The organism is Psychrobacter piscatorii (assembly GCF_904846415.1).
Classification (GTDB): domain Bacteria; phylum Pseudomonadota; class Gammaproteobacteria; order Pseudomonadales; family Moraxellaceae; genus Psychrobacter; species Psychrobacter piscatorii.
In genome coordinates this window covers 25,886-40,295 of sequence record NZ_CAJHAR010000016.1, presented here as the reverse complement: position 1 = coordinate 40,295, position 14,410 = coordinate 25,886, and the positions used below count along the sequence as shown (strand labels likewise).

Sequence of the window (14,410 nt, the reverse complement as noted above, 5' to 3'; positions counted from 1 at the left end):
CAAAGAAAACTGTATACTATAGTTCGTTTATTTACCTACTATTTAGAAGCTGAAAGTATGTCAGACCTACCCGATTTTATCCAGCCTACTACTTTTTCACCTTCCAAAACATCTGGGCAGATAAGTCCTCAAAACAGTCATAGCAATATCTCTGATCCTATAAATAGTGCACTTCCATCTACAGCCGATACCCAAAAATCAAAGCTAAACAGCTTACCGAAATTTCTACGTCTCAATGCAACGAAGTATATAGAGAAATTAACAGCCGTTCAGAGTGCCTCTGAACTACTCTCAAAGTTGAACCCACAACAAACGCTCTGGCTTGATTTGGAAATTAACCCCGAAAACGATACATTAATAGATGGCGCTTTCTTAATCAACGACTACTATTGGCACTTTAATGCTCAGCAATTTCGACAGCAGTCAGATGTCATTTATGAAATATTAAATAAGGCTGATTTTTTAGGTGGCCACCATTTACTTGAGTTTGATTTACCTCACCTATATTCGCTATTAAACGATGCATTATCGACCACTAGCTATAAACATACATTATTAACAAGCCAGCCTAACGATTCTGACAAACTGCGTGGCTGGCAAGCAAAAGCTTGGGATACCTTGATACTGAGCTGCTTATTTATTCCACACCAGCCTAGTCATGCCTTAGCTAAGCTCTACAAAGCCAATGTCGATTATAACAACCCAGTCCTTGACTGCTTAGAGAGTCGCTGTGTTTTTGAGCTTTGCACACAAGCGTGGCAAATTCTACCTGCCAATATACAAATACTCTTACACAAACTATTACCACAACTTTCATATTTACATACGCTCAGTCATCAAAGCTATGGTAAAAATCATAATAAAAGCTACTTTGCCATAGATAAAGACAATATCTTTGATATAGAAACCATCTTTGATGACTTGCCAGCAGGAAATCGAACTGATCTTATCACCCTATTAAAGAGTTGTATGGGCAATGCTCATGTAAGTAATGATGTTAAAGCGCACTCAACACTATGGCGACATCTTGGTTTAGCCACCTTTATTAACTGGCTAAGATATTTTGATAAGCCTCAAGCGCGCCGTCCAGTATGGCTTATCAAACATCCTTTCCACAGACGTAGTTTTAGCCAAGCTGAAAATACTTTTTGGCATTTGCATGAGCCGAGTGAAGATTGGATTAATCAACAGTGTCATCACTTTTTTGGATTTGAGCATTTGCGCGAAGGACAGATGTCTATTGTCAAAGCAGTGCTGATGAATAAAGACATTCCTCTTGGTATATTACCAACAGGTGGCGGTAAAAGCTTGACCTTCCAGCTACCTGCACTGATATTAAGTAGGTACCAACGTCAGCTGACCGTAGTGATATCGCCTTTAAAGGCATTAATCGAAGACCAAGTTGTCAACTTGCATACTGATTTGCCAGACTACGCCAATCGTATTGCTTATCTGACTTCAGGGCAGTCCATAGAAACCCAAAAAGACATCTTAGACGGTATTTGGCAAGGCGATATCGATATTATTTATATGAGTCCAGAGCGGCTACGTACACATAGTATTCGTCAACTACTAAAAAATCGCCCACCAGCATTTTGGGTATTAGATGAGGCGCATACGCTTAGCCAATGGGGCACTGATTTTCGCCCAGACTTTTTGCGTATCGCCGATCACATGATGGCATGTTATAGCGACGAGCTTCGAGAACACTTTACAAAGCAGCTTGAGCGCCAAAGCGACATTAAAGAGGGTAAACTTCAGCTTGATATGTTAGAAGTGATATCTGATCAGGACAATACTAACGCATCTAGAACAAATATTAGCAGTAACGCGCCGGAATTCTTACCACCCACCATAAGCTTAGTGACCGCCACAGCCTCCACACGTGTCAAAGATGATTTAGAAAGTGAGCTGGTAAATAAGCTTACTGCCTTAACTGACAATAAACCTTTGGTACAGTATGGCACCCCTATCGAAAGCCTTAAGATTTGGCGTGACGATATTACTGCGCATTTTATAGAAGCAGCTAAGGACGAGCGTGAAGCGCATATCTATAAAATTATAAATGAGCGCAAAGCTTGGTACGAAAATCAATATCCAGAACATCCTGAAAAAGGCGTGGCTATAGTTTATCTGCGTAACCGTAAAGGCTGTGATCAATATGCTGACGATTTCGCCCAAAAAGGCTTAGTGTCCGCCGCCTATCATTCTAAATTAAATGAGGGGCAAAAAAAGAGTGTACTTGAAAAATTCAAAAATGATGAACTAGACGTGGTGGTCTGTACCAATGCTTTTGGCATGGGCATCGATAAAGAAGGCATCCATACCGTTATTCATAGTGGGCCGCCGAATAATCTTGAGTCGTATATTCAAGAGATTGGCCGTGCAGCACGTAAGTCCTACGAGATCGGCGCAGCCTATATGCTATGGGGTCAAAGAGATATTGAAGCTTTGTTTTTCCAAGAGCGTGAGTCACGTATACCAAATACAAATACCTTAAGAGACTGTTGGACAGCCATACGTCCAGCTCTCAGTAAACCCATGCAAGATCAATGGTTCCCTAGCAGTGTACTAGCGCCCATACTTGCACCAGATGACGAGACTGAACAACTTAATACCCAAGTAAGAGTGGCTTTATTGGCGCTCGAGCGTTACGGATTGCTGACTGAAAAAGACCAGCAACCGGCTTGGATCAGTATCAAACTCTCAAGCCAACCGCCTGCCAGCCAACATACTAATATGTCTAAGCTCTATGCTCAATTACAGCAGCTTGCGGATGATATCTTAAACACGGCAACAACAAACATAGTTAGTGCTAAGAATAGCAGTGACGAAGGCTCTAACAACGATAACAATACTGGCCTGACTCGCTATCATTTACCTGAATTGGCACTGGCGCTTGGCTATTCTGTTAAGTCACTATTAAAAGGGCTACGTGAGTTGGTCAATCAAGGTCATGCTCAGTGGCAAGTTGTGGTGCGTGTACGATTAAAATATACACACCGCTATTTAAAAGGTGAATTTAATCGCTTAAGCCGTATTATTACTGCTTTAGAGGAATGTCTAAATAGCAGCTATGGAGCGCTAAGTGGCACTGAAGCGATAGAAATGCAAGGCGCTACCCAGCTCAATACCAAAGCACTTGATAACTGGCTGATTCAGCAGCGTCATAATCTATCTAGTAAACGTCATATTTTACCTATGTTTCGGGCATTAGGTATCTTAAAAACACGCAATCAAGGTACGACCCAAGTATTTGTTTCCTCCACAAATCAGACTAAGTTATGGCAAATTGATGAGGATCTACCAGACAATTGGGAGAGCTGGGTTCGCTATGCAAAAGTGCTCGTAGCAAATTTGACACCTTTATATGAAGATCATCTGCTACCTGCCCTACCTGATAAAAAAGATGGTGATGGTAAAGAATTTAATCTAGATAATTTAGCCCAGAAGCTACAGCGTGATCCTGATACTATCTTGACCCAACTTGAGCAGTTACAGCGCTTAGAGCTGATTGAGCTTAGCCGCTTAGACGATACGCAAGATGCTATTTTCTTTATTGGTAAACACCGAAAATCTACTTCAAAGTATCATGAAAACGCCTATCAGTATTTGCAAAGCCATTATCAGGACCGCTGCGCTCGTATTCATATGCTGAGCTTTTGGCTACAGGCAGAGGCTGATGTCCAAAAAGCGTTAATTGAGGACTACTTTACTAAGCCGCTATCTGAGGTCATTGAAACCTATATTAACAACGACATCGATGTGCATAAACCTTATATCAAAGATTATGAAAAAGAGATTTTGCCTAAATATTTTAGTGACACTCAAGTACAAATCATCAAAGAAACAAGCCGTGCGGCCATGGTACTGGCTGGTCCAGGATCTGGAAAAACCACTGTGGTGGTACATAGAGTCGCTTATCTATTAGTGATAGAAGAAATCAAACCTGAGAAGATTTTGATACTGGCTTATAACCGTTTGGCAGTAGCCGAACTAAGATCGCGCTTATTGGCTTTGATTGGTTATCATGCGATCAATGTTACCATTCAGACCTTCCATGGGCTGGCACGGCAAATCACAGGACTGAGTGAAAAAGACGCACCCGATGCCGCGCTTGATGAAATTGCCACGCGCATTGAGCATTTAAACCAAGAGAAAAATTTACAAAAGCGCCGTGATAATGCTCGCTATCAGTGGATGATTGAGCAGGCCATCAGTCAACTACAAGAGCGGCCACAACACTTTCAGTACATCATGGTCGATGAGTTTCAAGATATCGATGAATATCAATATCAAATGATTGGGCTATTAGCAGATCTACAAACACAAGATGACAATAATAGCGACACCAATGATAGCTATATTGCTATAGATGCTGATAGTGATGCTACTGATGATAACTTTGAGCAGCGCGGCTATTTGATGGTGGTTGGTGACGACGACCAAAACCTATACGCCTTTCGTGGCGCTAGCATTCAATATATCCAGCAGTTTGCAGACAACTACCATGTTAATACTGAGCAAAAATACTATCTGCTCAATAACTATCGTAGTGCTAATAATATAGTCGAGCTTGCCAATGAATTTATAGCTACTACATTGCCAAGTAGTGAGCGTCTAAAGCAGGCTGAGCATAGCATCAAGGCAACTAAACCCTATCCTAGTAGTCCTATTCGCTATGGCTACTACCAGCAGACCAAAGGCGTTGACATGGCAGCATGGATCGCGTCTGATATTGAGCAGCGCTTAGCAAGTAATGAACAAAAAAATGCAGCGCCAGAAACCATAGCCGTACTAGCCCCTAAATGGTCATATTTTGATGCCATACAGCATTACTTGGAAGCTCTAAATATTAGTAGTCAGCGCTATAATGAAAATGAGCAAGTTACTCCCATAAATAGCTTTATAGGACAAGCGCTATTTAAAGATTTGAGCGCGAAACGTTTAGACTTTATTGAGGGTAATGTTGCTGAATTTTTGGAATGCTGGCGGGTCAAGCGAGGCTTAAACCATTTAGATAAAGCTTGGGAGGCAATTATCAGTTGCACTCAAGATATGGAAAATGTGACTTATGAGCAGGTATTACAAGCGATAGAGTCTATTTTATACAATGATAAAACACAGGTTATATTAATCACTTATCATAGTGCGAAAGGGATGGAGTTTGATCATGTTTATGTCATTGATGACCAACTCTCAAACTCATCTTCAAACACTCAGGCAGATCATAGTCATGATAGACCGTTATATGTAGCACTGACGCGAGCGAAGCAAACGTTGAGCTTACTACTCCATCATAAAACGTATCACCCTACCTTAGCTAACATATTGCTTACTCATGCTGAGCAAATTGATTTACCTGCAGTTAGTCCACCTTCAATGCTAACTTTTCATCGATTTATGCGTTTGGATGAGCTGGTATTGACGCCGCGCGCACTGGTCAACGACTCAGGTCGCAAGTTTGTAGAACAGACGTTTTGCCATGATAGCTGGACGAAAACACGAGATGATATTCTAGAATTATTTGATGTCGCTTGCTATAAACAAGATAGGAAAAGCAATGGCTTTTACTCGGCTAAAGGTCAACAAATTGCTCAGTTTTCAACAGCTTTTTCTAAAGAATATTCCTCTCAAGGGCAAGGTAATCAACATCTATTGATGGCTGGCTTTACAACTACCCTGTTTTATCAGCAGGATATCTCTTGGTATGAAAGAGCTGGTTATTATGGCAATGAGAGTAGTCATTATCTGATTGTGCCTTATGTTCAATTCAATGTGCAGTGTAGGTAATGACTTCTACTGGCAACCCTATAGGAATTAACCTAGGAGGTAGCATTGATACAGCCCAACGATAATAGTCCAATCATATCTTTTCTAACGTTTTTGACCCTCTCGTCAAATCCGTAGACATAAAATTAGAGTATATTTAGTCTTTTAGGTTGATGTTAGGGTAAACGTAAGACTATTTAAATATTTCATCTGCCCACTTATCTATCTTAAAAACTATAGTTTTAACAGTATTATCACTAGATTAGTCAACTAAATTAGTGTATTAATTGCAAGTTTGAAGTCTAAGCATGTATCATAACCTTAGTTCCTCTTAAAGATAATGCAAAGCCTAATACTCCTGTTCATACAGATTTACTTATAAATTATAAAACGCTTAACGTCATTGGACTTAGCCTTCATCGTATAAGCTGCTCTAGAATCTTGATTAGCAATAAAAATCATATCAAATAAATAGAGATCTATTAGAACAAAACTAAGCATTTTTCATATAAATCAATGAATTTTCTAAAGAACGCTTTTAACTTGAAGGAATAACGTTTAATGCCTAATAATAAGGATTGGATAGTATCAACCAATATTGATACTAATAATAATCTCTCTACTGATAACAATATTTATGTGGGTATTGATTTTGGAACTTCTACTACCGTGATTAGTCAAGCACACCTTGAAGAAGGCAGAGTGAATATTTCTGAAGTACCCATTACGCAACCCAAAGAGTTAGGTGGATTTATAAAACATTACTTAATTAATAGCGTTCTTGCTTGGAAAAACAAAAAACTAATCTGGGGGCAAGATGCTTACCGCTTAAAACCCACACTTCATGAAGGAGTTAATGTTTTTTCTTCTTTTAAAATGAAGTTGGGTCTCGCCATTGGACCGACCTACCCTAGAACATCTCTGGCTTCCTCTCGTGAAAATACACCCACCATTGAAACTGCTGAAGATGCCACTAGAGAGTTTTTCAAAGGGGTCTTAGCTGGCTTAACAGATGAACTTAAAGCAAAAGACTTAAGTAATTATAGATTTACATTTACAGTTCCCGCCTCATTTGAAGCTAATCAACGCCGTGATTTAGTTCAAAGCCTCGAAGCAAATAATATTTCTGAAAATCAGCTATGCCTTATCGATGAGCCTAACGCTGCTTTTTTAAGCTTTTTATATGAATGCACACATAAGAAACAAGAACCTGATTTTTTAAGAAAACTAAAGTCTGATGATGCTAATATTCTGGTTTATGATTTTGGCGCTGGCACCTGTGACATCTCCATACTTAAAGTTGGCTTAACTGAAGATAGCTTTCAATCTAGAAATTTGGCGATTTCCAAATTTACAGCACTGGGTGGAGATAATATAGATAGAGCTATTGCCGAACATGTCTTAATGCCTCAACTGCTGGGCTCTTGCCCAGAATACGATCCTAGTCTAAGAGATAAAGAAGAAACGTTAATACCAAGTTTGCAAGCTACAGCTGAAAGACTAAAAATTTATGTCATTAAATGGATGGTAGAAAATCAGATCAACTCATTGAATGAACTTAGCAATTATTCAGATATTGAGTTTACAGATTTACCATTAAACTCGATCACGATAAAAAAGAAATACAACTTATACCTAGATGAGCCGAGTCTCAAAATCAAAGCATTTAGAAATATTATGGAAGATTTTGTTGGGGACTATGATGGATTACATACCCCCCTTCATATAGTATCGCCTGTTGCCGATGCACTAGATAAATCAAAGCTACACAGAGAAGATGTTGATGCGGTGTTATTTATTGGTGGAAGCTCGCAAAACCCCCTAGTTCAAGAATGTGTGATGGATTATGTAAACGAATATAGTGTTAACGCTCAGGCAATTATCCCTAGTGACCTACGTTCTCATGTATCCTTAGGTGCTGCAATACATAGTTTTAGTTATCACGGTTTAGATGTGGACTTTATCCAACCTATTACATCAGAGACTATTTATATTATTACTAAAAATGAAATTCTAGAAACTATCATACCATCGTCTTCACCAGTACCAAATCCATCAGCTTTTGAAACGACTTTAATTGTTGCTAACAGAGAGCAATCTAGTATTGAGTTACCTATTTGCGTTGGAAATAAAAACAAACTTCTTGGAATTATAACGATTGACTCTGATAGTAAGTATTTCAATAGAGGTGATGAAGTTAAAGTTACAGCTTCTATAAACCAAGAAAAACTTCTAAGTATTACTGCTCAAGTTTCTGGAAAGACTGTTTCATCAAGTATTCTAAACCCCCTTTCAAACGAAGAGCTTACCGAAACTGAGTCTAAGCTATTAAAGGCTAAGCAAGTATTCAATCAAGATTTACTAGATTACAAAGGTAGACCACGAATACATGTAGTAAAAAAATATGCTGATATGGCTTTAGAGGCAGGAGCTTATGAACTAGCTGCAGAGTTATATCAAGGCATCGAAAGAATGGATAGCAGTTACGACTACTCTACAATAATTTGTCATGCTTACGATAGGGCTGGCAGGAATAATCTTTCTAAACAATGGGCCGAGATTGCATATAAGAGAGATCCAAATGATGTAAATGCTTACAACCTATCTATAGAGTATCATGATGAAAGACGTGAAAAATATCTAAGATTATCTCTAGAACATAATCCTAACTATACAACTTCATTATTATTACTAGGTAAGTATTTACTTGCAAAGGGTCATCCTGAAGGTGAAGAGCTCCTTATGAAGGCTAAAGATATCTTATACTTGAGATGTCTAAATAATTTTGCAACAAAAAGAGACTGCTTAGACCTAATTAACATATCTAGTAGCTTGGATGATAAAAACACTGAATCTATTGCAAATTCAGCATTAGATGAGATAAATGAAAAAGAAGAAGAAACTAAAGCGTATGATGACAAGAACCTTGTCCAAACTACAAATAACGATAAATTACTGAAAAAGAATTAAGGGTAGGTTTCATTATGGCTTGGTGGATACCGTTTAACAAACTTAGAGACAGACAAACTCGTTATATTAACGAAATGCTAAAATCTGTTCGAGAGGATAACAAGACAGTTTACTGGGTTCAAGGCTTTGCAGGAACTGGCAAAACAACAGTTCTAGCTAACTTGGCTGTCAAGCTAAGAGCTGACAGAAAATCTCTAGGCGTTCAAGAACGTTATTGCTTTATTACCTATACAAATGCCATGAAAGAACTCATCAAAAAGACCTTTGTGGCTGAAAATAAAGGTTTTATAAACATTCAAACACATACCAAGTTTTTAAGAGACAACCTTATTTATGACTTTGTATTTCTTGATGAGGTACAAGATATTAGTCCTAGCGACCTAAATAGAATTAAAAGTCTTTCAAAATTCTTATTTATAGCAGGAGATTGTGAGCAAAGTATTTATGAAGGAAGTGCTAAAGAGCATCAGATAGACAACATTTTTAAACCCAATAAGCTCTTTTTTACTGAGATTTTAAGACTAACTAAATCCATGAGAGATTTAGCAAAAAACATATTACCCAATAGTAAAATTAATGAAGGTTCTCCAGAAAACACATATGGAGATAATACGCCTTTGATTATTGATTTTGATAATGAAGCCTCCGAATTAAACTGGGTAGCAGAAAATTCTCACCAGAGAGCAGCTCCAGGAAGTCCCAGTTGTATACTTTTCACTCATCACTCAAACATCAAGAGTTTTTTTTATCAAATCTATACATCTAACAACATATCACCACCTGGTCCCTTTGAACATATAGACCTCAAGGACTTCTCTACTAGATTAGATTATAAACAAGTAAACGGCTATTTTAAATATCATAAACTACCATATAGATATCTAGGTAATAACGATGGTGAGTTGAATGAGAGTGATAGACAGCCAATTGTTTATATCATGACATACCATAGTTCTAAAGGCTTAGATTTTGATACTGTATATGTCCCTCAACTAAATTCAAGTAAGCAAATTGTTTTCAAGTATGTTCTAGAAAAATATCCAGAGCTTGATCAAAGACTTTTGTTTGTAGCAGTAACACGTAGTCGCAAGGACTTATTCTTAACGTATAGCGGTAAACACCCGCATAAGTTTATAAGTGACTTGCCAAATGGTAGTTATGAAAAAATTGAGAATCCTCACTTAGTAGATGATGACGAAAATGACGACTGGGATGTATTCTAATGGAAAATAGTAACTGTATAATTATTACCCACAAAGAGTGGCTGAATTGGCTAGCTTTTGGATACTTGCGCGTCTCAACGTCACGCATTAGCTATTTTGATGGCTCTGAATCTAGTTTCGAAATATTAATGAGCTATAGTGTCGATAATGCACTTGATGAAGAGGATGCTTACTTATTAGCCTCTTTAGTTGATGAATATAGCAGTAAAGATCTCCACGTAAAACGCACTCCTTTTTCAGACTATATCACCATCCAAGCTGTGCAAGGATTTTACTCCTTAAGTATCAAAGGTCGTGACCTTCTAGAATATGAGGCAGAACAATCTCACTCTATCCTAAATGATGATAGTAAAATTGAAAACCTATGGAGTGAATGGAAAAATAATCAACTTAAGCTAAGAAGTCACGACAAAGGCAATAAATTTCTTGAGATACTGGGATATCCAAGATTTGAAGTTGAGCCAGAACTTGATAATAATACTCTATTTAGTAAATTACTGAAGAATTATAATCGTAGAGAGCTGCCCCAAGAACTCCAAAAGCATAATAAAAAGAATGTTTTTTCTTGGCTTGTGAGTAATTATAAATTTAGTAAAGTCGTAGATAAGAGTATATATAACCAGTATAAGAAGTGGCGCAATAGTAGTGAATTAAGCGCTATATATAATGAGAAAATGTCAAAATATCTTGCAACTGATGATGAATGCTTAGTAGAGCAACACTCTCTCATAGCTGAAAAGATATTCTTTGAAGGTATGTATGAACAAAAAGATTATCTTTTAGCAACCTCTTTCTTGGTTCATTATTATAATTTATTAGACAATGACTATGAGATTAACCTTCAATTTTTAAAAACTGATCTAGCCTTTTTAGGTGAAGTATATCCTGAAAATAATATACCTCAACGCATCGCCTACTTCATTGGCAAAAGGCTAAATGAAGTTTATTTAAGCCATTTATATATAGCAAAAAATATTGATCAAAAAAAGCCAGGTATGTTTGATCCTAATTTTTTCTCAAACCTGAAAAACAAAGAGCTTACGTTATGTAATATCGATCAAGTTCAGCTTCAAAATATTATCAGCAAGGTGAATCTTACAGCTGAAGAGATACAGCTCGCGTATAGTAAAGAAGCAAATAACGAACAGGAATCTGAGTTAGGATCCGATGCTATAGGAGAAAGAGATGGCGATTCAAATCAACCTATCCGGTCTCAACCAACGATAATAGACAACAGCAATGTTGGAACTAATAACAGTCCTCTGAACGAAAAAGAGGATATTTCTAGCAACACAACTAACGACAACTTTACCCAGACTAATTCAGAAGCTCAGAAACCATCTGACTCACAAGAGTCTGAAGATAATACCAAAGATATGGATAAACCTGATGAAATTGAATGCAGTATTAAGCTATCTAATCTCTCAGCTACTACAAACAATGAAAATGAAACCAGTAGACACGATCAAGTTCAAGAAGATAAAAAGAGTATAAATACGTCACCAATCGTGCAAGGATCTTTATTAGATACGATTACAGAAGAAGAGTTTACTTCAATAAGCCCAACTGAACTGTTAGATGATGCTATAAGTATAATTAAAGAGCTACCAGAAGGTAAGGAGAATCATGGAGGGTTTTTTCGAGATTCGCTTTTCTCGAAGAATGCTCACTACAAAGATGAGTTTAAAAACTCAAAAAAACTTTCCGATTTCTTTGAAGCCTTTGCTAAAATAATAGGTAACAATATGAAGAAACATACAAAATTTGTCGACTTCAAAAAAGAGCTATTGCTAAATAAATAAACCAGTAAAATTGATAAAAAATCCAGATTTCTCTGGATTTTTTATCTTTAAAAGATATTAAGTGATTTGCGTAAAAGATTCGCATTTTTCTTTCATTTGGTCTTGTGAGCAAATCATTCTTGGCCAGATGGACCATCCCGAGTATGTCAGACGCTGCTTTATGACTTTTTTAATATTTATACATAAGACATGCATATATGTACAAATTATTGTTCTCTTTAAATTAGTTGACTAAAACCCTCATATTGGCGAGGATAAGAAATAGCCATGCATCGCTTGATGACAGCTAAATTGAATTAGATGGGTAAGCTTATGAGCAAAAAAGAACAGAAAGCCTTTAGTTTCCGTCAACAACGTTTTGCCTACCCATCTTCTCATGCCGCTAAACGCATCTTTCAGCGTACATCTATAGATAGTTTAGAATTAATGAACCTGCTTGATAATGGAGCGTGTGTAAACATCGGGAAAATTGCAGGTTCATCTCGTCGGCATTTACTATTTTTTAGTCAAAAAGATAAATTCTATTATGTGGCTATCCAAGATGGACTTAATGGCAAAATTATTACTATCCTACCTCCTGCTTATCATAAAAACTCAGCATGGAAAATCACTCCTGAACAATGTTTATTAGCTAAAGAACGTTATGAACGATACTCAGAATTGACTCTAGTAAGAAAGTCTATGAAAAAAGCAGAGAATAATACACCTCGATTTGACAAAAAAAGACACCCATCAACTCACTATCGTACAGTAACTACAACTAAACGTGACTATAAAATATGGGTCCAAGCACTTTATATTAGTAAACACTTAACAACTAAACGCAAAACCTTATTTAAAACATCGATAGATTTCTATTTAGATGATTTTGAAATAAATATTAAGAAGTTTCTAAAAAACCCAGTACTGTATGAAAAAATTGATAATGGCATTAAAAACAAAAGACTTTTTCAGGAAACTATTTATGCCTTATGTTTTCGAAAGAAGAAAGATAACTCAGCATTCTATATTGTAAAACTGCGCAGTGAACATGAAGCCATAATTCATGCAAAGAAATATAACAACCAGATCCAACATATGAGACAAGTTTTATCTTCTTACTATAGTGATATAGTTAAGTCTTTATAAAATCGATACAGCCCATATCATGAAACAGTTTAGGTAGATTATTCTCCATCCACCCTTGGCGTAGAAATTTAGCCTGTGCCCACTTTTTCTCGATAGGGTTTAAGTCTGGGCTGTACGGCGGCAGCCAAAGAATACGATGACCATGTCTGTTGAGTAGTTTTTGGATACGTCTGCTTTTATGAAACCGAGCGTTATCCATGACAATCACGCATTTAGTTTTAAGACTTGGAATAAGTGTGAACTTACACCAATCATAAAATATATTGCTGTTGATGTTTTGCTCAACGTATTCAAGCGCAAATAGCATTTTTTCATAGAGAGCTCCGATGACATTCGTACGTCTCGAAGCTTGCCAGTTGTAGCTATCGATACAGGGTTTACCTATCGGTGCATAGCCATGAGAACGAATGGTTTCGTGCTCAAAGCCGCTTTCATCCATATAGACAACGGGATAGCCTTGCTGTTTAAAGCAATCAAGCCTACTCTGGAATATCGCTCTTTTTATCGGACACGCTTTCGGGTGTTCCAAGGTCTTTTTTTTGACTGATACCAAGACGCTTTAAAGCATTGAAGATGCCCGTTTTACTACAGTTCAAGCGACGAGCTCTTTCATAGTTATAATCATCTGGGTATCTTTTTACGTCTTCAATTAATGCGTCATCAGGTATTTTAGTCGGTGCTTTATTTCTGGTTGTTTTAGGCGCTAAATTCTTCTGCCAGCTGTGAATGGTACTGGTGCTAAGTCCATAAAATAGCGCAGCTTCTCGTATGGTCATACCATCAGTGATGCTAGAAAGTACCTGTTTGCGATAGTCTATTGAATAAGTCATCGTTTATTTCATTAAATACAATTGTTAATAGGATTGTATCGGTTTTATTTGGATTAGACTATAGTTTAGCTTTACCGATGCCAGCCTCTATGAAGCTACCACGCTTATGCTGTAAGCCTTTTTAAAAGGAATACATTGACCATTAAATATTTGATGGCTTCAAATATAAAATCTTGCTTCGACTGTACCCTTATCTTAATTACTTGGCATGTATCCTGAAACACTATCAGATTATGGATTATAAAGTGAAACTTAAACAATACTCACTCAGTTATATCTCCCAACAGTTTATTAATTACCACGACGAGTTTAAGCAACTCTATATAATTACTCATGAAGTATCATCAAAACTAGAAAATGATTTTCTTGAGATAGAGATCGAAAGAGCTCTAGCGGCTACTACACTGATCACAATCATAGATCAAGATTTCATCTTTTTAAACAACTATATTTTGGCATTTTTTTGTAAAAAATATATAAATCAGGCTATAGATAAGCAATTAGAATGTATCTGTGTTAATAACAACGAATCCCTTAAATTTAATAGGCTGGAAACTATTTTTTATGAACTCGTTAATTTTCTCAATAGAGCCATTCGTAGCCAAGAAAATTTAAATTATTATAAAGTCCATCAAGATCTAAAAAAAGCTCTAACTGAAAAGCAATGCCAACACTTATTTGGTCT

General features: G+C 37.0%; 7 protein-coding genes. 5 read left to right on the top strand and 2 right to left on the bottom strand.

Annotation, left to right across the window (positions count from 1 at the left end; genetic code table 11):
* The first annotated feature begins 57 nt into the window (after nucleotides 1–57).
* The 5 genes from JMX83_RS08700 (at nucleotide 58) to JMX83_RS08680 (ending at nucleotide 12,895) form a co-directional block, all read left to right on the top strand.
* Entirely contained in the window at nucleotides 58–5,793 is a 5,736-nt protein-coding gene (locus JMX83_RS08700; RefSeq protein WP_201600719.1) for a UvrD-helicase domain-containing protein, read from the top strand.
* Nucleotides 5,794–6,333: 540 nt separating this feature from the next.
* Nucleotides 6,334–8,742 carry an Hsp70 family protein gene (locus JMX83_RS08695; protein ID WP_201600716.1) on the top strand — a complete coding sequence of 803 codons (2,409 nt, stop codon included), beginning with the start codon at nucleotides 6,334–6,336 and terminating at the stop codon, nucleotides 8,740–8,742.
* 14 nt (nucleotides 8,743–8,756) lie between these two features.
* Nucleotides 8,757–9,965 carry a 3'-5' exonuclease gene (locus JMX83_RS08690; RefSeq protein WP_201600713.1) on the top strand — a complete coding sequence of 403 codons (1,209 nt, stop codon included), beginning with the start codon at nucleotides 8,757–8,759 and terminating at the stop codon, nucleotides 9,963–9,965.
* Nucleotides 9,965–11,767 carry a hypothetical protein gene (locus JMX83_RS08685; protein ID WP_201600710.1) on the top strand — a complete coding sequence of 601 codons (1,803 nt, stop codon included), beginning with the start codon at nucleotides 9,965–9,967 and terminating at the stop codon, nucleotides 11,765–11,767. The genes JMX83_RS08690 and JMX83_RS08685 overlap by 1 nt, the downstream gene beginning before the upstream one ends.
* 312 nt (nucleotides 11,768–12,079) lie before the next feature.
* Entirely contained in the window at nucleotides 12,080–12,895 is an 816-nt protein-coding gene (locus tag JMX83_RS08680; protein WP_201600707.1) for a hypothetical protein, read from the top strand.
* Here the strand turns inward: JMX83_RS08680 and JMX83_RS08675 are convergent.
* Both JMX83_RS08675 and JMX83_RS15240 read right to left on the bottom strand, forming a co-directional pair.
* Complete coding sequence (locus JMX83_RS08675; protein WP_265089517.1) at nucleotides 12,882–13,424, bottom strand: IS630 family transposase; 543 nt, start codon at nucleotides 13,422–13,424, stop codon at nucleotides 12,882–12,884. The genes JMX83_RS08680 and JMX83_RS08675 overlap by 14 nt on opposite strands.
* On the bottom strand, nucleotides 13,375–13,725 hold the full coding sequence (locus JMX83_RS15240; protein WP_227675793.1) for an IS630 transposase-related protein: 351 nt from the start codon (nucleotides 13,723–13,725) through the stop codon (nucleotides 13,375–13,377). Before JMX83_RS15240 ends, JMX83_RS08675 begins: the two co-directional genes overlap by 50 nt.
* Nucleotides 13,726–14,410: the final 685 nt, after the last annotated feature.